We start from the raw sequence: 22,202 nt of genomic DNA, 5'->3' as shown, positions 1-22,202 counted from the left end.
TCCAGCACGCCGTCGCACCGCCTTAACAATACGATATCACCGTCTCGAAGCGTTTGGCGCTTGGGGTGCCGTCACCCAAGCAGCTTGAAATCCGAGAACCACGAGTTCTCTTTACACAGGCGGTTAACGTGACAACACCTGAAAGAGTACTCTTGCAGGTGGTCAAACTTGACGGCAGCACAGGATCCGAACACGCGAAACCAAAACTTGTGCCATCAACCATCGACCACCTCAAGTTTGCCGCATCATGCGTACTGCCGGCCTTCAAGCTAGCGCTAACGACAAGCAGATCAATGGCCAAAAGTTACAGCAGATGCCCTTGTTACCGGCCCGACTAAGCAACGATTTGAACACCATCATTCCAGGTAGTTTGTTCTGGGGCAATCTTGCTCGGTGTTCCTGAAACGTAGACTTCTTCAATCGCGCGATCATCACCCATCATCTGCAAGACAAACAATTCTTCTGCGAGACTTCCAACGCGATCCATACGCAGCGCCATGGCGGCTGTACTGCGGGCATTTAGCACCACGACATCCGCCTCTGTTCCGGGATCGAGATTGCCGATTTTATCTTCCAGACCAAGAACGCAGGCATTTCCGCGTGTTGCCCAGTGAAACGCTTGCAGGGGATGCAGTGCCAACCCTTGCAACTGTAGAATCTTGTAACCTTCGTTGAGGGTTTGCAGCATCGAGTAACTGGTGCCTGCACCAATGTCTGTGGCGATCCCATTTGAAATGCCGCGTGCGCTCAGCTCCTCATGATCAAAGAAGCCACTGCCAAGGAACAGATTCGAGGTCGGGCAAAATACAGGATGCGCGCCTGTTTCTGTCAGCGCGTCGAACTCGCGCGGTTCCAGGTGGATGGAATGCCCAAGCAATGTCTTGTGGCCCAGCAGGCCATAAGACTGGTATACGTCCAGATAATCACGCGCTTGCGGATAAAGCTGCTTGGTAAAGGCAATCTCGTCCTTGTTTTCCGACAGGTGTGTCTGGATGTGACAATCCGGATGCTCTTGCGCCAAAGCCTGTGCCATTGCCATCTGTTCCGGCGTTGACGTGATCGCGAACCGAGGGGTGATGACATAGCCGTTGCGGCCCTTGCTGTGCCAGTCCTCGATTAGCGCCTTGGTGTCATCGTACCCGGTTTGCGGCGTATCCTGCAGACCTTCGGGTGCATTACGGTCCATCAGGACCTTGCCGCCAAGCATCCGCATGTTCCGACCGGTCGCCTCGGTAAAGAAAGCGTCTGCCGAAGTCTTGTGGACTGAGCAATAGGCAACCGCGGTCGTGGTGCCGTGGGCGACGAGTTGATCGAAGAACGCCCGCGCCATGTTCGCGCTGTGCGAGTCCGAAACAAAACGGGTTTCTTCGGGGAATGTGTAATTGTTGAGCCAGTCCAAAAGCTGCGCGCCCCACGAGGCAATAACCTGCACCTGCGGGAAGTGAATATGTGTATCAATGAAACCGGCCATCATCAGGTGCGGGCGATGGTCAGTCACCGGCACATCGCCTGCTTTCGCGCTGATCTCGGCGAAGAGGCCGGTATCCTGGATGATCCCGTCCTGGATCAACAGGGCGCCGTCCTCAAGATAGGTGTAGGCGTCGGAATCTTCGCCGTTCCGGGGTTCGCGATGAAAGGTCAGCAGACGACCGCGAAGCAATCTCTGTGTCATGAAAGGTCTCGTTTGTAGGGTAGGAAAAGAGTCGGGGGCAGTCCCGCGACTGCCCCGCTATGGATCAGGCCTGTTGCGCAGGCGAGTCGTCGTCGATCAGATCCGGTTCATCCGGTACGATGACACGATGTTCAAGATCCTCTTTGGGTGCGAACATCGGATAGACATAGAGGAACGCGCCAACGATCAAGTAACCGATGGTGATCCCGTCGAACTGAGGCATCTGCAGGGTGTAGGAGTGGATGATCCCCACGGCCGACATCAGCCCACCTGCGACAGCAAACAAACCTGCCATCCGGAAGCGACCGTCAATCACGTCGGCCACAATCGCCCCCCAGACCAGACCTGTGATGATCGCACCCTGGCTCAGGGCAAGGTGACCTTCGTAGTGGGCGCCCTCCATGAGAAGTGCCGCGGTCAAGCCTTCGTCACCAAGCGAAGGCAGCCCTTCGACACCGCTACTGCGCAGCGCGTTCATCAGTGACCCCCATTTGACCATCAGAAAAGCCGAGATATGGGGCAGGATCGCAAAAGACACCGCAGCCATGTGCATCGGCTTCACAGCCCAGGCGGTATTGGTGATCAGGCTTACCGAGACAAAGACCAATACCGGGGCAGCAGCGGCAATCGGGATCAGCCCGGCAAGAAAAGACAGGAAGCCGAGGAAGGCAGCTGCAGCGATTACGACGGCCACGCCGACTATGTACCCGGCATGTGCATCAAGCCGTTTGTAGGCGGGATGACCGATGTAGACTGTAGTTGGAAAAGGCGAGCCAAAAAGAGCGCCCAACATGGTGCCCGCGCCATCCGTCACCTGACACACGCCAACCGGGTAGTGGTCTCCTGCCGCCTCGGCCGATTCCACGTTGTTCATCGTTTCGATGAAGTTGTAGATTTGAACCGGGATCAGAACCAGAAACAGTTCGGGATTGGCAAACAGGTACTGAACACCCGCGATGAGATCTCCAATGTAGGGGATTGGCGGGTAAAAGCCGAGGCCGCTTGTGTCAATTTTGGCTTCACCAAGAACAAGGGCAATCACGGTACCGGCAGCAATCGCGACCAGACCGGCAGGGACGTTGCCCGGAAGTCGGAACCGACCGATCAGACCCCAAAGGATAAACAGCAGCGATGTAAAGCCGATGATGGGGTTTTCAAAGATTTCCGCCAGAGGCACCGAGCCGATGAAGACCAACGCGATGCCGCAAAGCGTGCCCAACATCCCGGCGCGGGGCGTGATTCGCTTGAGGTATGGTCCAACGATGGCGCCCAAAGCCGCAACGATGCCGCCCATGAACCCGGCACCGATGCCCACTTGCCAAGCTAGGATCGGGTCGTTGGTGGCCCAGTAGATGGGACCGATCACGCCAAACAAGTAGACGAACATGACCGGCGTCGAGATGCCGTAGGGCAAGGCCGTTACATCTTCACCCCGTTTGTTCGCCGCATATTTGGCGAGGTAAGTGTAAACCGCAACACCAGCCAAGATCGCAATGGCGGCACCTGGGACGATGCGGCCAAAGACGATGTGCGCTGGCATCTGGAACACGAACTGACAGACCCCGGACAGGATCAGCAAGTTTACAAGGTTGTCCGTAAAAAGCGCCCAGAAAGCGCTGAAATCGCTGCGGGTAAACAGCTTGTATTCGTAGGTCCTCCCGTCCATGACGGTCTCCTCCTCTGATATGACCGGAGTAGCCCGACAGATGTCAGGCCGATCTCCCTTTCCGGTCGCGATGGTGGCCCTCGACGGGCGCCTGGTTTGCCCCGGTCAGGGCGGTCGCGGTAGTTTCAGAGGTCAATTCAGCCATCACTTCGGCCACCACGAAGGCGGCGATGACGCTGGGCCGCTTGTCGCGGCTACCGCTTGCCCCAATGGGGCAATTCAAGTTTTCGATAGACTGTCCGTCACAATTCTTGTGTGCCCAGTTTCTGAGCTTTATCCGCTTTGTGGCAGATCCGATCATCCCCACATATGCGGCGTCCTGACGTTCTAGCGATGCAGACGTCAGCAGGAAGTCGAGCCCATGATCATGGGTCAGAACTATGAATGCGCTGCCCGCAGGCGCGTTCCAGACATCGCTTTCCGGGATCGCACTTACCCGGGTTTCGACATTTGCGTTACAAAGATCGATTTCCTCGGCCCGGGTGTCGATGAGGATGCAGCGCACCGGCATGTGCTGCAGTTGATTGGCCAAAGCACGACCGACGTGGCCTGCGCCCATAACGTAGACGTGCGGCAAAGCCTCTTCGCGCTGTGCCGCGCGTTCTGTCGCCGCCCATTTGTCTGACACACGCATACGGCTCAGTTGCAACTCGACACGACCACCACAGCATTGCCCGATTTCAGGGCCAAGGGGCACATCCAGATCCTGATGCAGCACCCCATCACGCAGCATGTTCCGCGCCGCGTTGATGGCCATAAACTCCAATTGCCCACCGCCGATGGTTCCCCACAGCGCCTTGGGTGCTACGAACATCTCAGTCCCTTCGTTGCGCGGCGAAGAACCTCGAACGCGGGTAAGCGCAACGCGGATCACGCAATGCTGCGCGGACAGAAATTCGCTCAGAGAACCCGGGGCAGCCATTGCTCAGGAACCCTCTTGCAACCGCGCAACGGCCATCAGGACACGCTCAGGGGTTGCTGGAGCGTCCAGGCGCGGGCATTCCCGGTAATCGGCGACAGAGGCCACGGCCATCGACAGGGCCTCGAACACCGAAATGCCCAGCATGAACGGTGGCTCTCCAACAGCCTTGGAGCGTTTGATGGTCAGTTCTCGGTTCTCCGACCAATCAGCAAGGTTCACATTGAAGATGCGCGGGCGGTCCGACGCGAGCGGGATTTTGTATGTCGACGGAGCATGTGTGCGCAGACGACCGGCATCGTCCCACCACAGTTCTTCTGTGGTCAGCCAACCCATGCCCTGAATAAAGGCGCCTTCGACCTGACCTTTGTCGAGCACGGGGTTCAGCGAGCGCCCGACGTCGTGCAGAACATCCGTGCGTTCTACACGGTACTCGCCGGTCAGCGTATCAATCGTCACCTCCGAGCAAGATGCGCCGTAGGCGAAGTAGTAGAAAGGACGTCCCTGACCTTTGGCGCGATCCCAGTGGATTTTCGGGGTTTTGTAGAAGCCGGCCGCGGAAAGTTGCACGCGCGCCAGATAGGCCTGCTTGATGAATGCATCAAACGGTAGAACTTCCTCGCCGATAAACACCTGATTAGCGTGGAAGGCCACTTCCTCAGGAGCGACATTCCAGTTCTCAGCTGCGAATTTCACCAGGCGTTCTTTGATCTGTTCGACCGCGTTCAATGCGGCCATGCCATTCAGGTCGGTGCCACTTGACGCCGCCGTGGCCGAGGTGTTTGGCACCTTTTCGGTGGTCGTTTTAGTGATCTTGATCCGGCTGAAATCAACCTGAAAGGCCTCGGCCACGACCTGAGCAACCTTTGTGTTGAGGCCTTGCCCCATTTCAGTGCCGCCGTGGTTCAGGTGGATTGAGCCGTCATTGTAGACATGCACCAGCGCGCCAGCCTGATTGTACCAGGTCGCGGTGAAGGAAATGCCGAATTTGACCGGCGTGAGAGCGATCCCTTTTTTCAGGATCGGCGATGTATTGTTGAATTCGATGATGTCATGCCGGCGCTGGCGATACTCGGACGTTTCTTCCAGTTCTCCCACCAAGCGGTCGAGAATGCTGTCTTCGACCTCCTGATGATAGGGGGTCACGTTGCGCTCTTCGGTGCCGTAGAAATTCACCTTGCGCACATCCAGCGGGTCTTGCCCTGTGGCATAAGCAATTTCTTCGATCATCCGCTCTGCCGCGATCACACCTTGCGGTCCGCCAAACCCCCGGAACGCCGTGTTCGACACCGTGTTAGTTTTCATCGGATGGCTGTTTAGGCGCACGTTCGGATAGAAATAGGCGTTGTCAGCGTGAAAAAGCGCCCGGTCGGTGACGGGTCCCGACAAATCCGCCGAGAACCCACACCGCGCGGCAAAGCTGTTCTCGACTGCCTGAATGCGCCCAGCGTCATCAAAAGAGACGTCGTAATCGATCACGAAGTCATGGCGTTTTCCGGTTGCCGTCATGTCCTGATCCCGATCGGGGCGGATTTTGACGGCGTGATTCCACTTTTTTGCAGCCATTGCAGCAACAGCACAGAAGAGGTTCATCTGGCTTTCCTTGCCGCCAAACCCACCGCCCATGCGGCGCACATTGACCACAACGGCATTGGACGGCACCCCAAGAACATGCGCCACCATGTGCTGCGCCTCGGACGGGTGCTGCGTGGAACATTGCACGATCACATCATCGTCCTCGCCGGGAATGGCAAATGCGATATGACCTTCGAGGTACATATGGTCCTGACCGCCTACGGTCATTCGACCCTTGATCCGGTTCGGTGCCGCAGCCTGCGCCGGGGCAATGTCCCCACGCTCCAGTTTTAAGGGCGCTGTGACATGCGGATACCCGGCTTCTTTCGCTGCAATAGGATCCAGCGCATGGGGCAGGGTTTCGTATTCAATCTTTGCCAGTTCCGCGGCACGGCGCGCGATGTCGCGGGTCTCAGCAATCACGGCAAACAATGGCTGGCCATGGAATTGGATGGACTCCGTCGGGAACACAGGTTCGTCGTTCAGATGCGTCGGGCTGATATCATTGGCCCCCGGCACGTCGTCAGCGGTAAGCACACCGACAACGCCGGGCGTGGCCAGAACTTCGGTGAAATCCATGCCCAAAAGCCTGGCATGGGCGACGTCAGAAACGCCAAGATAGGCGTGCAGTGCGCCTGTGGGCAGTGCAATGTCGTCGGTGTAATCGGCCTGCCCAGTGACGTGCTTGATCGCACTGTCGTGGTTCACGTTGGTGTGGGCCGCCCCAATGATGGAAACGTTATCTTTCATTGTGTCGTCTCCTATTTAGGCGCAAGCCAGTTGAACTGGGGTGTCAGTTTTGCCGTCGTTTTCGAGGAAGAACCGGCGCAGTAAGTTTTGCGCGGCCAGCATTCGGTAGTCAGATGATGCTCGCCAATCGGTCAGAGGAGCAAAATCCTGTGTCAGCGCCACAGCGGCAGCCTCAAAGCAATCGCCTGACCAGGGTTGACCGTTCAGGGCCGCCTCGGCAGCGGCGGCACGCTTGGGCGTGGCGGCCATGCCGCCGAATGCGATGCGCGTGTTGCTGATGGTGCCGTCTGTGACCGTCATGTGGATGCCGGCAGCCACGGAAGAGATGTCCTCGTCACGACGCTTGGAAATCTTGTAAGCCGCGTCTAGGTCGTTCGGCCCGGGTAGGGGGACATGGATACTTGCGACAAACTCGTCAGTTTGGCGGTCCTGCTTGCCGTAGTCGATAAAGAACTTCTCGAGAGGCAGCGTCCGGATTTCAGACCCGCGGCGTAGCGTGATTTCCGCGCCGAGCGCGATAAGAACCGGCGGCGTGTCCCCGATGGGGGACCCGTTGGCGATGTTCCCGCCGACGGTTCCCATATTCCGCACCTGCCACCCTGCGATGCGATCCCAATAGGAAGACAGGTGTGGCAAGTGCTCTGACAGGAGTTCCTGGCAATCGGTGTAGCTGGCGCCAGAACCGATCAGGAGGAGAGAACCCTGTCTTTTGACGGCTTTCAGGTCTTCGAGGTGACCCGTGAAAATAGCGGGCCCGATGTTGCGCAGGAACTTGGTGACCCAAAGACCCACATCCGTGGCGCCAGCAACGATCGTGGCATTTGGATAGGTTTCCAGACACTCGGCAAGATCATCGACACTGGACGGGAGGATGCTCAGGCTGTCCTCGGGCCCGGATACAACACGCCGTCCGTCTTTGAGGACCGCCAGACGCGCGGTCATGGCATCTCGTTCAGTATTCAGGTGATCCGATGCCGGGGTACCATAGCGACTGACAGCGACGGCGGCGCGGATGATTGGTTCATACCCCGTGCAGCGGCACAGATTGCCCTGCAGCGCGGTTTCAACCTGCGCCTCGGACGGTTCGGGTGTTTGCATCCAAAGGGCGTATAGCGCCATCACGAACCCCGGTGTGCAGAACCCACATTGACTGCCGTGATGGTCGATCATGGCCTTTTGCACCGGGTGCAGACGACCGTCGGGGCCAGACAGATGTTCGACGGTTACGACATGACACCCATCGACAGAGGCAAGAAACCGGATACACGCATTCACGGGGACGTAGGTCAGGCCAGCGTTGCCAAGCCGTCCGACGAGTACGGTGCATGCGCCACAGTCACCTTCGGCGCAGCCTTCTTTTGTGCCTGTCAAGCGGCGCTCCAGCCGCAGAAAGTCCAGAAGTGTTTGGTCAGCCGATACATTTGGAACGGAAACATCCCTGCCATTCAGGACAAACTGGATGTCGGTGCGATGCGTCATGAAATTCTCCCTCTGCCCCTGCCTTCCAGTGGGGGTCAGCGAGACCATAAAAGTAAAGATTGAGTCGGAAAATCGCCGCAAACAGCAAATACTTTCAACAGAACGTTGAAAAAGAAAACTCCATAACGCAGTCTTTCCGCACGGGGAGGATTGAATGTCTTACATTGAAAGTCTGCGGGTCTTTGTCAGAGTGATGGAGCTGGGCAGCATAACGTCCGGCGGGCGTGATTTGCGGTTAACGCCCGCAGTGGCCAGCAAACGGTTGAAAGAGCTGGAAAACCATCTGGGCGTGCGTCTTTTTAACAGAACGACCCGGTCGATGACGCCGACCGAAGTGGGAAGCGTCTTTTATGACGAGGCCAAGGCCGTTTTGCTGGCGCTGGACCATGCCGAAGCGCGAGTAGCCAGCTTTTCAGATGCCCCGCGCGGTGCAATCCGTATCACCGCGCCACTGGGCGTTGGGCGCAGAATCGTTGCGCCGCTGGTCCCTGAGTTTTCAGACCGCTACCCGGAAACCGAGATTCGCATGCGCCTGTCCGACCGTAAGGTCGACATTCTGGCCGACGGTCTGGATATAGCGTTCTTCATAGGAGAGCCTGGCGATTCCACGATGAAGCTGCGGAAATTCGCGGATTGCGATCGCGTGTTGTGCGCCTCGCCGGATTACTTGTCGAGTTTTGGTATGCCCAAGACGCCGGACGATTTGTTGCATACGCCGCATAACTGCCTTCTGTTGCGCTATCCCAGATCGCCTGAATATTTCTGGATGCTACAGACCGATATGGGGCCGCGAAAACTTGAAGTCCGCGGAAAGTACGACGCGGATGACGGCGACGTGCTGACGGACTGGGCGTTGGCAGGCAAGGGGATCGTCAACAAACCGCGTTTCGATGTGCGGGAGCATCTGGAGGCTGGCCGGTTGATCGAGGTCCTGCCGGATACGCCCCCATTGCCAACGATATTTGGGTGCCTTTACCCGCACAAAAAGCTTCAGGACCCCAAGGTGCGTCTGTTCGTCGAACATATAGCGCGGCGCAGTAGACGGATTTTTGCGTAGCCGTCAGAGACAAAAAACTGGGCGCGCCAACCCAGTTCATGTGCCACAGCTCTGATGAGGGGCGGCTATTGGTCTCTGACTTCACGCACCCATGCGATGATTGTCTGGCGCGCTTCTTCGTCCATTTGAACCGCCGATGGCGGTGGCATCGCATGGCTGATGCCGGCCTGCAGATAGATCTGGTCAGCTTGGCGCGCCACATCACCGGGTGTTTCAAGATAAATCTTCTTTGGGGCCCATTTCATCGTGCCATACACCGGTTCGCGCGCATGGCACATAGAGCAATTGCCCAGGACTGTGTCGTAGGCTTCTTCGAAGCCCGCGGCCGACGCAAATTTCTGCTCATATGGAGTCAAATCGCGTGCTTCGGCGTCTTCCCATGTCTCAGTTGGCCTTACCGAAGACAACCATGCGATCACGACCATCAGCAGAACCGTGACAGCCCAGGTCCAGTGCGGACCTTTTCCGGTTGCGTGCATCGTGTTGAAGTAGTGACGGATGGTGACGCCAGTCAGGAAGATCAGGCTGGCGATGATCCATGAATACTCTGTGCCGAAAGCCAACGGATAGTGATTTGACAGCATCAGGAACACGACTGGCAAAGTCAGATAGTTGTTGTGCGTGGACCGTACCTTGGCGATCTTGCCATATTTGGCATCAGGCGTCCGACCTGCTTTGAGATCTTCAACTACAATCCGCTGGTTTGGCATGATCTGAAAGAACACGTTGGCGGTCATGATCGTCGCGGTGAAGGCACCAAGATGCAAAAGCGCGGCCCGGCCCGTGAAGATCTGATTGTAACCCCAGGACATGATTACGAGGATCACGAACAGCAGCAGCATCAGAACTGTCGGGTGATCGCTCAGCTTGGATTTGCACATCTGATCGTAGAGCAGCCAGCCTATTGTCAGGGATCCACCAGAGATCAGAATTCCTTGCCACAGCGCCAGGTCCACTTTGGTTGGATCAAGCAGGAACAGCTCGCCGCCGACCCAGTAGATAATCATGAGCAGTGCCGCACCGGAGAGCCACGTCGTATAGCTCTGCCATTTATGCCAGGTCAGGTGTTCAGGCATCCGGGCTGGTGCCACAAGGTATTTGATGGTGTGGTAGAACCCGCCCCCATGCACTTCCCATTCTTCGCCGTAGGCCCCGTCCGGCAGGGCTGGGTTCGGCTTTAGCATGAGGTCCAGCGCGATAAAGTAGAATGACGCGCCAATCCACGCCATCGCGGTGATCACATGCAGCCAGCGGACCGAAAAGGCGATCCACTCCCACATTACGGCCAGATCATACATGGCTTTGCTCCTAAGATTCTATCGTTGCCGGCACTCTAGGCGAGACTGTTTTGCTCTGGTATTGCTGGTAAAGACCAAGCAGTATCAAAAAATGCAAAAAAATGTCATATCTTGATAACATCAGAACCTTTGTCCGGGTCTACGAACTGGGCAGTATGTCCGCTGCGGGCCGTGACTTGCGGGTTTCACCGGCAGTAACGTCGGCGCGAATATCACAACTGGAAGAGCACCTTGGCGTACGTCTGTTTCAACGTACCACACGCAGCCTCACGCCGACTGAGCAAGGAAAATCGTTTTATCGCGGGGCGGCAGACATTCTTGAAGCGGTCGATCGCGCGGAAGCACAAATTGTCAATATTACTGAGAACCTCAAAGGTTCGCTCTACGTTGCGGCGCCATTGGGTGTCGGCCGGCGATTGATTGCGCCTCAGGTGCCAAAGTTTCTCGCTGAATACCCTGAGGTGAGTGTCAGGCTTCGATTGACTGATCGAAAGGTGGATCTGACGACCGAAGGCCTGGACCTGGCCTTTTTTCTAGGTCAGCCAGAGGACAGCAATTTGCGCATCCGAAAGATTGCAGATGTGGAAAGAGTTCTTTGTGCATCCCCGAAATACATCAAAAAATATGGTATGCCTGAAAGTGGCGAGGATATTATCGCCGATTCGCATGAGTGCCTAAACCTTCGCTTTCCAGGTGCGACCGAATTTCAATGGCTGCTTAGAACAGATACCGGTCCAAAACGGTTCCGCGTCTCTGGGCGCTATGAGTCAGACGATGGCGACGTGCTGACGGACTGGGCGCTGGCCGGTCATGGCATTGCAATGAAGCCGATATTTGAGATTGCTCAGCACCTCAAGGCTGGAAACTTGGTTCCGGTGGCGCAAAAGACACCACCGGAACCGATACAAATGGCGTGTCTGTTTACGCATCGCCGCATGCAGGATCCCAAAACGCGACTTTTCATGGAGTTTGTAATAGAACGCATTGGCTCTTCGATTGCAGCGGCAAACACGTCCTGGTAGGCGCCTCAGCTGCCGCGATAGGTTGAATATCCGAACGGCGACAGAAGTAGTGGCACATGGTAGTGCGATTGCTCGGACATCCCGAAGCGGATCGGGATCACGTTCAAAAACTGTGGTTCTTCGTGTGGTGTGCCTGAGGCATCAAGATATTCTCCGGCATAGAAAACCAGTTCGTATTCGCCAGTTGAAAACTCGGCTGCGGGCAGAATCTGCTCGTCGGTGCGCCCGTCTGCATTGGTGACCAGGGATTTCAGTAGTGCGCGGTTTGTACCTTCAATCCGAAATAGATCTATTTTCAAGCCTTCGGCAGGGCATCCCCGAGCCGTATCCAGTATATGTGTCGTAAGATAGCCGGTCATTAGAAGCATTCCTCAAGTTTTGAAATTAGTATTCCGATAACCGTGCAAGTGGCAAAGGGTGTCTGTCCTAAGGCAGCTTCGCGAATTTTTTGAAAAACATTGTTGATTGTCTGGGGTATTGATCAATTCAAGAAGAAGGAAATTGATGTGAAGCCTTATCCACGAGATATGACCGGCTACGGTGGACAAGTACCCAAAGCCAACTGGCCAAATGATGCCAAGATCGCGGTTCAGATTGTACTGAACTATGAAGAAGGTGGTGAAAACAACATACTGCATGGCGATGCCACGTCTGAGGCGTTCTTGTCCGAGATCACTGGCGCCGCCCCGTGGCCGGGGCAGAGGCATTGGAATATGGAATCGATCTACGAATATGGCAGCCGCGCCGGGTTTTGGCGCGTGCATCATCTCCTCCAGGATCTGCCTATTACTGTTTATGGTGTTGCCACGGCTTTGGCCCGCGCACCTGCGCAGGTTGCGGCGATGAAACATGCGGGATGGGAAATTGCCAGCCACGGTCTGAAATGGATTGAACACAAGGATATGGACGCCGAAGAAGAGCGCGCCCATATCCGTGAAGCAATTCGGCTGCACACCGAGGTTACAGGTCAGCCACCGCGCGGTTGGTATACGGGCCGCTGTTCAATGAACACTGTCGACCTGGCCGCTGAGGAAGGTGACTTTGCCTATATCGCCGACAGCTATGCCGACGATTTACCGTATTGGACCAAAGCTGGGGGCAAGGATCAGTTGGTCATGCCTTACACAATGGACTGCAATGATATGCGTTTTGCGATCCAGGCTGGCTACACAAGCGGCGATCAATTCGAAAGCTATCTGAAGGACAGCTTTGACATGCTGTACGCCGAGGGTGAGGCCGGCGCGCCGAAAATGCTCTCGATTGGTCTGCATTGCCGGCTGATTGGCCGCCCAGGTCGCGCCATGGCGCTGAAACGTGCGCTGGACTACTTCAAGAAACACGACGGTGTCTGGTTCGCGACGCGCGAACAGATTGCCGACCACTGGGCAAAGGAACACCCACCGATGCAACGCTTGTCCCCGTCCAAAATGGACCAGCTCACCTTTGTTGCCGAATTCGGCGGTGTGTTCGAACACAGCCCGTGGATTGCCGAAGGTGCGTATGATCTTGAGTTGGGGCCGACCCATGACAATGCCGCCGGTGTGCACAACGCGTTGGCCCGAGTATTCCGAACGGCCTCTGACGAACAACGCCTTGGTGTTCTGACCGCCCACCCGGATTTAGCGGGCAAGCTGGCCGCGGCTGGACGTCTGACCAAGGAAAGCACAGCTGAACAGGCCGGGGCCGGTTTGGATATGCTGACGGACGAAGAACGCGCGAATTTCACCGCGCTGAATGAGGCCTACACGACCAAGTTCGGCTTTCCCTTCATCATTGCCGTCAAGGACAACACGAAAGCCAGCATTCTGGATGCTTTTCATCGCCGTATCGACAGCGACCGTGACACCGAGTTTGCCGAAGCCTGTCGCCAGGTCGAGCGGATCGCGGAATTGCGCCTGATTGAGAAGTTTTCGGGATGACGGCTGCTCTGAAGCTCCGGCCACTGACCGCCGATGCGTTTGCTCCGTATGGCGATGTCATCGATGTGGCTGGCGATGTGGACAAGTACATCAATCAGGGCAAGTGCGCGCGGTATCACGACCGCGCAGCGCTGGATTTCCAGAATGGGCGCGCCGGAATTAGTGTGTTCCAGTCCGAAGCCTTTAGCTTGCCGATCAAGCTGGAGATGGTTGAACGTCACCCGGAGGGAAGCCAAGCGTTTCTGCCCCTGTCGGACAAACCCTTTGTTGTGGTTGTGGCCCCGGACCAAGACGGCACGCCGGGACAGCCCATCGCATTCAAAACAGGGCCCGGGCAGGGCGTGAACTATCATCGCAACACTTGGCATGGCGTGCTGACCCCGCTTCATGCGCCCGGACTTTTTGCGGTGGTCGACCGAATTGGAGCCGGGCCCAACCTCGAAGAGCATTGGTTCGAGGAGGCTTTTGCAATCACGGAATGAGGGACGTGGCCGGAAGAGGAGCCGGTTAATGAACCTCAAGGGAGGAAAGACCAAATGTCAGATGCATCCATCGGAACGCCGGAACAGCTCCGCGATCCGAATTACACTCCGCCACTCATAAAAGCGGTGCCACTGGGAATTCAGCATGTGCTGGCGATGTTCGTGTCCAACGTCACGCCAGCCATTATCGTTTGTGGCGCAGCCGGGTTTGGGTTCGGTTCGAACAGCCCCGATTTTCCGCAGATGATCTACATGATCCAGATGTCGATGTTCTTTGCGGGCGTCGCCACGTTGTTTCAGTCTATCGGCGTAGGTCCTGTTGGTGCCCGGTTGCCGATCGTTCAGGGGACCTCGTTTGCTTTCATCCCGATCATGATCCCATTAGTGGTGGGAAAGGGTGTCGATGCCATTGCCGTCCTGATGGGCGGCGTTGTCGTCGGGGGTTTGTTTCATGCCTTCCTCGGACTGTTCATTGGGCGCATTCGCTTTGCGCTTCCGCCGTTGGTTACAGGACTTGTGGTGACCATGATCGGTTTGGCGCTGGTGAAAGTCGGCGTACAATACGCAGCCGGGGGTGTACCTGCCATTGGTACCGAGGAATATGGCTCGGGCCTCAACTGGTTTATGGCCGGCATTGTGATTGTCGTAACGCTTGGGCTGAAGTTCTTTGCGCGGGGCATGTTGTCAGTGTCGGCTGTTCTGATCGGCCTTTTAGTTGGTTACGCGGTGGCTTTTGCTCTTGGTCAGGTCAACTTGGGCAACGTCGGTCGAGCAGCCTCGTTCGCGCTGCCGAACCCGTTGCATTTCGGTATTGAATTTTCAGTCGCTGCCATCATTGGTTTCTGTGCGATGTCCTTTGTCTCAGCGGTTGAAACCGTCGGCGACGTATCGGGTATTACCAAAGGCGGTGCCGGGCGCGAGGCAACAGATAAGGAAATTCAGGGTGCGACCTACGCCGATGGTATCGGCACCGCGATATCTGGACTCTTTGGCGCATTGCCGAACACCTCGTTCAGTCAGAATGTCGGTTTGATCGCCATGACCGGGGTCATGAGCCGGATGGTCGTTACCATCGGCGCGCTCTTTCTGATCGTGTGCGGCCTTGTGCCGAAGATCGGTGCGATTATCTCGTCAATCCCGATCGAGGTTCTTGGTGGCGGTGTGATCGTGATGTTCGGAATGGTGGTCGCGGCGGGTGTCTCGATGCTTTCGGACGTAAACTGGAACCGCCGTAATATGGTGATCTTTGCTATTTCCCTGAGCCTTGGTTTGGGATTGCAACTGGAACCCGGTGCTCTTCAGTATCTGCCCGGTACATTTAAGGTCCTGGCGACTTCGGGTATTCTACCTGCTGCAGTCATCGCCATTATCCTGAACTTGGTGCTTCCCGAAGAGCTTTCTGACGAAGCCACGGAAGAGGTTTCAGGCGGTATGGCAGGGCATGGCCTAGGCTCCATTGGAAAAGACGATCACGTCTGATGAACCGTGGCCGGTTCCTCGTAGGGGCCGCTGCAAAAAATTCAAAGCGGCGCGCAAAGGCGCGCCGCTTCTTTTTGTTAAAGAACTCTTTCGCCGGGATTTAATCTGCAGCCGTACGTGTCGGTTCGAAACAGGCTCGGTTGTCACTGTTCTCCACTAGAAATCGACCTTGATTGCGATCCCTTTTTGAACTGCAAGATCAACGACAGATGCAGCGACTGCGAGATCCTGAAGACCTACCCCCGTACCGTCGAACAGGGTGATCTGATCGTCCGATGTCCGGCCCGGGTTTGTACCGTTGATGACCGCGCCAAGCTGGGCAACATCGCTTTCTTTGATCAGGCCCTGCGCAACAGCGTGCTGTGCCTCACCGATGGTAACAGATTGAGCGACTTCGTCGGTAAACACCGACGCTTTGACCAACAGAGCTGCCTCTACCTCTTGCTTGCCTTTGGTATCCGTTCCCATGCAGGCGACATGTGTGCCGGGGCTGACATGGTCTGCCATTAGCGACGGTGCAAATGCCGACGTAATCGAGATGATCACATCCGCCTCAGTCATCCCGTCCAGCTCGACCGCTTCAAACGGAACGCCGGCTTCATCGGCGACCTTTTCGATATTCGGCAGCATCTCGGGGTGGTAGTTCCAACCGATAACTTTTTCAAAAACGCGCTGCTCCAGTGCCGCGAGAAGCTGAAAGGCCGCCTGATGGCCAGCGCCGATCATGCCGATGACCTTGGCGTCCGTACGAGCGAGGTGTTTGATCGACACCGAAGACGCCGCCGCAGTGCGCAGGGCTGTTAGAAGATTGCCGCCAACCATCGCTGAGGGTTTTCCCGTGTCGGGGTCGAAAAGAAACACGGTGGACTGGTGGTTGATCAGCCCGCGTTTTTCCAGATTATTTGGCCAGTAGCCGCCCGCTTTCAAGCCAAGTGTCAGGTCGGCGCGGTCAAACCCACCCTTGAAGCCGTATAGCGCGTCTTCATGGCCAATGGCCTCGCGCACGACGGGGAAGTTGTAGGCGTCGCCGGACGCCATTGCAGCAAAGACCTTTTCGACGGCGTCAAAGGCCGCTTGGCGGGTCATCAGGTCAGCGATCTCGCGCTCGGGTACGATCAGCATATTTTTCTCCACTCAGAATTCGTGCGCCCGCGTGCACTTCCCGAAGGGAGGGAAGGCACACGGGCGACTATCAGGCTACGTTCGAGCCAGATTTTCTTGCCTTAAAATTGCTCGGCTCAATATGCACGACCGCGGGCAGACACAGGCCAGACGGCTTCGACCTTGCCGTTGCGAACGCCGACATACCAATCGTGCACGTTTGCGGTCGGGTCGCAGTGCCCAGGCACCAGTTTGAGCTTGTCGTTGACCTTGAGCGCACCATTCGGATCCATGACGACGCCATGTTCGTCCGAACACTTGATGTACTCGACATCGTCGCGGCCAAAGACAACCGGCAGTCCGCTGTCGACCGACTGTGCCTTGAGGCCTGCATCGACGATTGCTTTGTCCGCCTTGGCATGGCTCATGACGCTGGTCAGAATGAAGAAAGCGTTTTCCCACTCGCCCTGGTCGATCCGGTTTCCTTCCTTGTCCAGAATGCGGCCGTAATCAGCATCCATGAATGCGTAAGACCCGCACTGCAACTCGTTGTATACGCCCGAGTTGGACTCGAAGTAGTAGGAACCAGTGCCGCCGCCCGAGATCAGTTCGCACTCAATGCCTTCTGCCTTGAGGCCCTCTACAGCGTCTTTCACCATCGCGATTGCGGTGTCGAGCTTCTCTTTGCGCGCCTCATAGGTGTCGAGGTGCTGCATTGCGCCCTGATAAGCTTGGATGCCTGCGAATTTCAGGTTGTCGGCGGCTTCTACCGCCTTGGCGATTTCGATCACCGCCGGAGTCGTTGTCACACCACACCGACCAGCTCCGCAGTCGATTTCGATGAATACCTCCAGCTGAGTTCCGTGATCGACCGCCGCGCCCGAAAGATCCGCGACGTTGTCCAGATCATCAACGCAAACGATGATGCGGCTGCCCAGCTTAGGCAGGCTGGCAAGGCGATCGATTTTGGCGGGGTCGCGCACCTGGTTCGACACCAGAACGTCCTTGATGCCGCCGCGCACGAATACTTCAGCCTCCGAGACTTTCTGACAGCAGACTCCGACAGCTCCGCCGATTTTCTCCTGCAGTTTGGCCACATCGACCGACTTGTGCATTTTCCCATGCACGCGGTGACGCATACCATGATCCTTGGCATAATCGCCCATCTTCTTGATGTTGCGCTCAAGCGCGTCGAGATCCAGAACCAGGCTGGGGGTCTGGATATCTGCCTCATCCATTCCGGGTTTGGCCGGAATGTCATAGCCTACTTCGAAATTGTCGAGATTGGTCATATCTTTCATTTCCGTGTTCCTATGTCGGGATTGATGTCTGTTGGGTTGCGGTCACGCATTCAGCCACGGCAGCTTGTCCAGATCGACATTGCCCCCGGTGATGATCAGGCCGACACGTTTACCTTTGAACGCGTCGGGGTTCTTCAGGATCGTGGCCAGCGGAACGGCCGAGGATGGTTCCATCACGATCCGCAGGTGTTTCCATGTCAGTTTCATCGCGTCGATGATCTCTTGCTCTGAGGCCGTGTAAATCTCGGAGACGTGGTTCGAAACGAAGTGCCACGTGAGGTCTTTCAGTGGGACCAGCAGACCATCAGCAACCGTCTTTGGTGCATCATCTGCGATAATGTGGCCAGCCTTGAAGCTGCGATAGGCATCATCAGCCTGTTCGGGTTCAGCCGCGATTATCGCTGTCTCAGGGGCAAGGTTTGACAAGGTCAGGCACGTGCCCGACACCATGCCGCCGCCGCCAATGGGCGCTACAACCGCATCCAATCCATCCGTCTGTTCGATGAATTCACGCGAACATGTGCCCTGTCCTGCGATTACACGCGGATCATTATAGGGATGGACAAAATCACCACCGGATGCTGCCTGGACGTTGGCAAAAGTCGCTTCGCGCGACGAGGTTGAGGGCTCACATTCGGTGATCTTGCCGCCATAGCGACGAACCGTATCTTTCTTTGCCTGTGGCGCTGTACGTGGCATCACGACGTTGCAGGGGATTCCTCGCTTCATCGCTGCATAGGACAGGCATGAGGCGTGGTTGCCCGAAGAATGCGTCGCAACACCTTTCTTTGCCTGCTCTGCGTTTAGGCCGAACACCGCGTTTGTGGCACCGCGCACTTTGAAGGCACCTGGTTCCTGAAAGTTCTCACATTTGAAGAACAGTTGCGCCCCGGTCAGTTCGTTCAAATAGTCCGAGGTTCGGACGGGTGTGCGGCGGATGAAAGGTTTGATCCGATCATGCGCCGCGAGCATGTCCTCATAAGTTGGGATGTACATGTTGCAATCCTTCATCATGCGGCGTCCTTCTGAACCGCCGCTGGATGACCGCGATAATATTCTTGCGCCGCGGCCACGCCGGAACCCAGTTGGATGTTCAGGCCCAGATCGGCCATGCACATTTCGGCGGTGGCGATCCCGGACAGAGCCATAACGTCAGTCAGGCTGCCTAGGTGTCCGATGCGGAATACCTTGCCCGCAACCTCACCAAGGCCAACTCCGAACGCAACGCCGTATTTTTCGGCGGCATGGGTCACGATGTCCGTTGCGTTGAAGCCGTTCGGCGTGCGGATCGCGCTAACGGTATCAGAATACACCGACGGGTTGGCTGCACAAAGTTCCAATCCCCAGGCGCCTACTGCCGCGCGAACACCTTCAGCAATGCGGTTATGCCGGGCAAAGACGTTTTCCAGACCTTCACTCAGCAGCATATCACAGGCCTGATTGAGGCCGTTCATCAAGCCAACTGCAGGCGTGTAAGGATAGGCATTATTGGCATAGCCCTTCGCCATGTCGTGCACATCAAAGAACGTGCGGGGCAGGGTTCCTGTCTTGGTCGCCTCCATGGCCTTATGGCTAAAGCCAACAATGGCTAGACCCGCGGGTAGCATGAAACCCTTTTGCGAGCCCGTGACGGCAACGTCGACACCCCATTCGTCAAAACGGAAATCCATGGATGCGATCGACGACACGCCGTCAACAAACAGGAGGGCCGGGTGCTGGGCCGCATTGAGCGCCTTGCGCACAGCAGCAATATCCGACTTTACGCCGGTTGCTGTTTCGTTATGCGTGGCAAGAACAACCTTGATTTCATGGCTTGTGTCGGCGGTCAGAATCTCTTCGTAACGATCAGCTGGTAACCCTTCGCCCCAAGGAGTTTCGACAATCTCAACGTTCAAACCATGGCGTTGACACATGTCGATCCAGCGGTGGCTGAACATGCCATTGCGCGCCGCCAGAACCTTGTCACCCGTGGACAGCGTGTTGGTCAGTGCGGTTTCCCAACCTCCGGTCCCGGTTGATGGGAAGATGAAGACTTCGGCGCTGTCGCTTTTCAGAATTTTCTGCGCACCCGCACGCGCAGGATGCAGAATCTGCCCGAACAGCGGCGAACGGTGGTCGATCGTGGGCATATCGCAAGCCTTGCGCAGGCTTTCAGGGATATTGGTCGGGCCCGGGATGAAAACGGGATTTTGAAAGCTCATGGATGGTCTCCTTCCGTCGTTGACCGCACAATAAGTTCCCGGAGCTCTGGCCGATATATTTTTGAAAATGACTTTCAAAACACATAGACGAAGATTTAATTTATAATTGTCAGTGGCTTATATTTTTCATATGGTGAATTCGTCTTTCACAAATGATTGGAGGGTTTTTATGAATTCTCAAGAAAATACTCCCGGAGCCCGCCGAAAAGCCCGCGGAAGACCACGGGGATGGGACGACAAGACAGCGCAAAATACGATCAAATCCCTCGACCGGGCGATGGAAGTCTTTGAGTATTTGAGCGAGGCGCAGGGCAAGGCGTTAACCGCTCTGTCCGACGAAATGGGCCAGTCACCGGCCACTGTTTATCGTATTCTCGTGACGCTAGAAGGCAGAGGGCTCGTGGAATTCGATCATGACGAGCAGGTGTGGCACATCGGGCCCCGTGCCTTCGTTATTGGTTCACGATTCTTGCGCCGCACCAGCCTTGTGGACCGGGCCAGACCAGTCATGCGAAAGCTCATGGAAGCCACCGGCGAGACCGCCAATCTGGGTGTAGAGAAAGAAGGCGCAGTGCTGTTTCTGAGCCAAGTGGAAACACACGCCAATATCCGTGCGTTCTTTCCACCTGGCACGTTGTCCCCAATGCACGCATCGGGGATCGGGAAAGCACTGCTGGCCTTTATGGATGAAGACAGGTTGGACCGGCTGTTGTCCAACGTCGAGCTTCAGGCATTCACGGATCGGTCGATTACCAATCCGGACGCGTTGAAAAAGGACCTGGCAGCCGTCAGGGCGCAGGGCTTCTCTGTGGACAATGAAGAAAAGAACGCGGGTATGCGATGTATTGCGGCGCCGGTCTTCGATATCAACCGTGAGGCAGTGGCAGGGATTTCGGTGTCCGGGCCGACAAGTCGGGTCAGCGAGACCGAGATTGAAAGGTTAAGCCGCCCCGTCATTGAGGCGGCACATCAGCTAACACTGGCTATCGGTGGAACAGTTACTCCGCTGCACGCCTGAGGCGCTGGTGCTGCGGGTAGGGGGCTGGTCCCGGCCGCAGCGCCATATGCCGGTTAACGTCCTTATAAAGCAGGTAGCGGAACTTACCCGGGCCACCTGCATAGCAAGCCTGGGGGCAGAACGCCCGTAACCACATATAGTCACCGGCTTCCACTTCGACCCAGTCGTTGTTTAGCCGATAGACTGCCTTTCCTTCCAGAACATAGAGGCCGTGCTCCATGACATGGGTTTCAAGGAAGGGGATGACCGCGCCGGGTTCAAATGTCACCACGGTTACATGCATGTCGTGGCGCAGATCGCTTGGGTCGACAAATCGCGTTGTAGCCCACTTTCCATCTGTCCCGGGCATGGGCGTTGGCGCGATCTCATTTTCGTTGAGGACAAGGATGTCGGGTCTATCAAGGCCTTCTACAGCTTCATAGGCCTTTCGAATCCAATGGAAACGCAGAATTTCGTTCCCCTGGTTTCGCAGGGTCCAGTCACTTTCCGGGGGCAGATAGGCATAACCTCCGGGTGTCAGATCACAGGTAGTGCCGTTGGCGGCCAACTTTGCGGTGCCTTCGACCACAAACAATACGCCTTCGGCTTCGGGGTCCGTCTCGGGCCGGTCAGAGCCACCGCCGGGTTGAACTTCCATGATGTATTGTGAAAATGTCTCGGCAAAACCGCTCAACGGACGTGAGATTACCCACAGGCGCGTGTCGTCCCAGAACGGGAGAAAACTGGTCACAATGTCCCGCATTGTGCCTTTCGGGATTACGGCATAAGCGTCAGTAAATACAGCGCGGTCCGTCAACAGTTGGTCTTGCCCGGGATGCCCACCGTGTGGCGCAAAGTACTTGGTGCTCATGCATGCTCCTGAAGAATTGCCGTGTCCGTTAACATATGCTCCGTTTGATGGGCTAGAACCATCCATAAGGAGGCGACAGCTCTATCTATAAATTTTTGACAATTGTGCGAATTTTCAGGCGATAATCACGAACCGCTTCTGTCGCGGGAGTACCAGCCGTGGTGGCTCCGCTCTTGTCGATTACGTTCTTACCTGGAATTCCGTTAGAAGACAACGATTTGGCAAAGAACCTGGTGGCTGCCGGACGGTTCCTCCGCTCAGACAGCATGAAATCAAGGGTATTTCCGGTGTTGTCACGTTAACCCGCGGTTCACACAGAGATCCTAGTTTTCGGATTTCAAGCGGCTCGAGTGGCAGCATTCCAGGCGTCAAATGCCTCGAGGCGGTGATATCGGATTGTTAGGGCTGAGCGA

18 protein-coding genes and 1 pseudogene are annotated in these 22,202 nt (G+C 56.3%); 6 read left to right on the top strand and 13 right to left on the bottom strand.

The window, feature by feature from the left end; translation table 11 throughout:
* Positions 1-334 precede the first annotated feature (334 nt).
* The 5 genes from guaD to xdhA all read right to left on the bottom strand — a co-directional run bounded on the left by guaD (position 335) and on the right by xdhA (position 8,061).
* Positions 335-1,672, bottom strand: coding sequence for a guanine deaminase (gene guaD / locus MHN28_RS23790; protein WP_239345412.1), 1,338 nt, complete (start codon positions 1,670-1,672; stop codon positions 335-337).
* Positions 1,673-1,736: 64 nt separating this feature from the next.
* Entirely contained in the window at positions 1,737-3,338 is a 1,602-nt protein-coding gene (locus tag MHN28_RS23785) for a xanthine/uracil/vitamin C permease (RefSeq protein WP_239345410.1), read from the bottom strand.
* Positions 3,339-3,381: 43 nt separating this feature from the next.
* Positions 3,382-4,260 (bottom strand): xanthine dehydrogenase accessory protein XdhC, encoded by an 879-nt coding sequence (gene xdhC / locus MHN28_RS23780; RefSeq protein ID WP_239345408.1) that lies wholly within the window; start codon positions 4,258-4,260, stop codon positions 3,382-3,384.
* 3 nt (positions 4,261-4,263) lie between these two features.
* Positions 4,264-6,582, bottom strand: coding sequence for a xanthine dehydrogenase molybdopterin binding subunit (gene xdhB / locus MHN28_RS23775; protein ID WP_239345407.1), 2,319 nt, complete (start codon positions 6,580-6,582; stop codon positions 4,264-4,266).
* A 15-nt stretch (positions 6,583-6,597) separates the two neighbouring features.
* Complete coding sequence (gene xdhA, locus MHN28_RS23770; RefSeq protein ID WP_239345405.1) at positions 6,598-8,061, bottom strand: xanthine dehydrogenase small subunit; 1,464 nt, start codon at positions 8,059-8,061, stop codon at positions 6,598-6,600.
* Positions 8,062-8,215: 154 nt separating this feature from the next.
* On the opposite strand from xdhA, the gene MHN28_RS23765 reads away from it, so the two are divergent.
* Positions 8,216-9,118, top strand: a complete 903-nt coding sequence (locus MHN28_RS23765; RefSeq protein WP_239345403.1) for a LysR family transcriptional regulator — start codon at positions 8,216-8,218, stop codon at positions 9,116-9,118.
* Positions 9,119-9,183: 65 nt separating this feature from the next.
* Here the strand turns inward: MHN28_RS23765 and MHN28_RS23760 are convergent, their stop codons facing one another.
* Positions 9,184-10,416 (bottom strand): urate hydroxylase PuuD, encoded by a 1,233-nt coding sequence (locus MHN28_RS23760; RefSeq protein WP_239345401.1) that lies wholly within the window; start codon positions 10,414-10,416, stop codon positions 9,184-9,186.
* A gap of 101 nt (positions 10,417-10,517) precedes the next feature.
* Between MHN28_RS23760 and MHN28_RS23755 the strand changes: the two genes are divergently transcribed.
* The gene (locus MHN28_RS23755; RefSeq protein ID WP_239345399.1) at positions 10,518-11,438 is read left to right on the top strand and encodes a LysR family transcriptional regulator; all 921 of its coding nucleotides are present in this window, start codon (positions 10,518-10,520) and stop codon (positions 11,436-11,438) included.
* Positions 11,439-11,443: 5 nt separating this feature from the next.
* Here MHN28_RS23755 and uraH read toward each other — a convergent pair whose 3' ends face one another.
* Complete coding sequence (gene uraH, locus MHN28_RS23750) at positions 11,444-11,797, bottom strand: hydroxyisourate hydrolase (RefSeq protein WP_239345397.1); 354 nt, start codon at positions 11,795-11,797, stop codon at positions 11,444-11,446.
* A gap of 147 nt (positions 11,798-11,944) precedes the next feature.
* Between uraH and puuE the strand changes: the two genes are divergently transcribed.
* Genes puuE through MHN28_RS23735 form a run of 3 tightly spaced genes read left to right on the top strand, consistent with a single transcriptional unit; the run spans position 11,945 to position 15,318 of the window.
* On the top strand, positions 11,945-13,357 hold the full coding sequence (puuE, locus tag MHN28_RS23745) for an allantoinase PuuE (protein WP_239345396.1): 1,413 nt from the start codon (positions 11,945-11,947) through the stop codon (positions 13,355-13,357).
* On the top strand, positions 13,354-13,839 hold the full coding sequence (locus MHN28_RS23740) for an ureidoglycolate lyase (protein ID WP_239345394.1): 486 nt from the start codon (positions 13,354-13,356) through the stop codon (positions 13,837-13,839). Before puuE ends, MHN28_RS23740 begins: the two co-directional genes overlap by 4 nt.
* A 54-nt stretch (positions 13,840-13,893) precedes the next feature.
* The gene (locus MHN28_RS23735; protein WP_239345392.1) at positions 13,894-15,318 is read left to right on the top strand and encodes a uracil-xanthine permease family protein; all 1,425 of its coding nucleotides are present in this window, start codon (positions 13,894-13,896) and stop codon (positions 15,316-15,318) included.
* Between the two features lie 156 nt (positions 15,319-15,474).
* On the opposite strand, the gene bhcD is transcribed toward MHN28_RS23735, so the two are convergent.
* From bhcD to bhcA, 4 genes are all read right to left on the bottom strand, one after another.
* A complete protein-coding gene (bhcD, locus tag MHN28_RS23730; protein WP_239345390.1) occupies positions 15,475-16,440 on the bottom strand; it encodes an iminosuccinate reductase BhcD in 966 nt (321 codons plus the stop codon).
* A gap of 116 nt (positions 16,441-16,556) precedes the next feature.
* Positions 16,557-17,720, bottom strand: coding sequence for a 3-hydroxy-D-aspartate aldolase BhcC (bhcC, locus tag MHN28_RS23725; protein WP_239345389.1), 1,164 nt, complete (start codon positions 17,718-17,720; stop codon positions 16,557-16,559).
* A 42-nt stretch (positions 17,721-17,762) separates the two neighbouring features.
* Positions 17,763-18,731 (bottom strand): beta-hydroxyaspartate dehydratase BhcB, encoded by a 969-nt coding sequence (gene bhcB, locus MHN28_RS23720; RefSeq protein ID WP_239345414.1) that lies wholly within the window; start codon positions 18,729-18,731, stop codon positions 17,763-17,765.
* Complete coding sequence (gene bhcA / locus MHN28_RS23715) at positions 18,731-19,921, bottom strand: L-aspartate--glyoxylate aminotransferase BhcA (RefSeq protein ID WP_239345387.1); 1,191 nt, start codon at positions 19,919-19,921, stop codon at positions 18,731-18,733. The genes bhcB and bhcA overlap by 1 nt, the downstream gene beginning before the upstream one ends.
* A gap of 169 nt (positions 19,922-20,090) precedes the next feature.
* Between bhcA and bhcR the strand changes: the two genes are divergently transcribed.
* Positions 20,091-20,939, top strand: coding sequence for an HTH-type transcriptional regulator BhcR (gene bhcR, locus MHN28_RS23710; RefSeq protein ID WP_239345385.1), 849 nt, complete (start codon positions 20,091-20,093; stop codon positions 20,937-20,939).
* On the opposite strand, the gene MHN28_RS23705 is transcribed toward bhcR, so the two are convergent.
* Positions 20,920-21,789, bottom strand: coding sequence for a bifunctional allantoicase/(S)-ureidoglycine aminohydrolase (locus tag MHN28_RS23705; RefSeq protein WP_239345383.1), 870 nt, complete (start codon positions 21,787-21,789; stop codon positions 20,920-20,922). The two genes, bhcR and MHN28_RS23705, sit on opposite strands and share 20 nt — an antisense overlap.
* A 151-nt stretch (positions 21,790-21,940) precedes the next feature.
* Positions 21,941-22,084 (bottom strand): annotated as a pseudogene (locus MHN28_RS23700) (DDE-type integrase/transposase/recombinase); the annotation flags it as partial.
* Between the last annotated feature and the right edge of the window lie 118 nt (positions 22,085-22,202).

Origin of the sequence: Ruegeria sp. Ofav3-42, from assembly GCF_022347725.1 — a bacterium.
Taxonomy (GTDB): Bacteria; Pseudomonadota; Alphaproteobacteria; order Rhodobacterales; family Rhodobacteraceae; genus Ruegeria.
Note: the sequence above shows the minus strand (reverse complement) of the source record. Positions and strands in the feature narration are given on the sequence as shown.

Bases quoted from the DNA above. Each gene is read 5' to 3' on its own strand.
- MHN28_RS23760 (WP_239345401.1), bottom strand. From the start codon at position 10,416: ATGTATGATCTGGCCGTAATGTGGGAGTGGATCGCCTTTTCGGTCCGC.
- uraH (WP_239345397.1), bottom strand. From the start codon at position 11,797: ATGACCGGCTATCTTACGACACATATACTGGATACGGCTCGGGGATGC.
- bhcC (WP_239345389.1), bottom strand. From the start codon at position 17,720: ATGAAAGATATGACCAATCTCGACAATTTCGAAGTAGGCTATGACATT.
- bhcA (WP_239345387.1), bottom strand. From the start codon at position 19,921: ATGAGCTTTCAAAATCCCGTTTTCATCCCGGGCCCGACCAATATCCCT.
- bhcB (WP_239345414.1), bottom strand. From the start codon at position 18,731: ATGAAGGATTGCAACATGTACATCCCAACTTATGAGGACATGCTCGCG.
- MHN28_RS23705 (WP_239345383.1), bottom strand. From the start codon at position 21,789: ATGAGCACCAAGTACTTTGCGCCACACGGTGGGCATCCCGGGCAAGAC.
- MHN28_RS23735 (WP_239345392.1), top strand. From the start codon at position 13,894: ATGTCAGATGCATCCATCGGAACGCCGGAACAGCTCCGCGATCCGAAT.
- xdhB (WP_239345407.1), bottom strand. From the start codon at position 6,582: ATGAAAGATAACGTTTCCATCATTGGGGCGGCCCACACCAACGTGAAC.
- guaD (WP_239345412.1), bottom strand. From the start codon at position 1,672: ATGACACAGAGATTGCTTCGCGGTCGTCTGCTGACCTTTCATCGCGAA.
- MHN28_RS23740 (WP_239345394.1), top strand. From the start codon at position 13,354: ATGACGGCTGCTCTGAAGCTCCGGCCACTGACCGCCGATGCGTTTGCT.
- MHN28_RS23785 (WP_239345410.1), bottom strand. From the start codon at position 3,338: ATGGACGGGAGGACCTACGAATACAAGCTGTTTACCCGCAGCGATTTC.
- xdhC (WP_239345408.1), bottom strand. From the start codon at position 4,260: ATGGCTGCCCCGGGTTCTCTGAGCGAATTTCTGTCCGCGCAGCATTGC.
- xdhA (WP_239345405.1), bottom strand. From the start codon at position 8,061: ATGACGCATCGCACCGACATCCAGTTTGTCCTGAATGGCAGGGATGTT.
- MHN28_RS23765 (WP_239345403.1), top strand. From the start codon at position 8,216: ATGTCTTACATTGAAAGTCTGCGGGTCTTTGTCAGAGTGATGGAGCTG.
- bhcR (WP_239345385.1), top strand. From the start codon at position 20,091: ATGAATTCTCAAGAAAATACTCCCGGAGCCCGCCGAAAAGCCCGCGGA.
- bhcD (WP_239345390.1), bottom strand. From the start codon at position 16,440: ATGCTGATCGTACCCGAGCGCGAGATCGCTGACCTGATGACCCGCCAA.
- MHN28_RS23755 (WP_239345399.1), top strand. From the start codon at position 10,518: ATGTCATATCTTGATAACATCAGAACCTTTGTCCGGGTCTACGAACTG.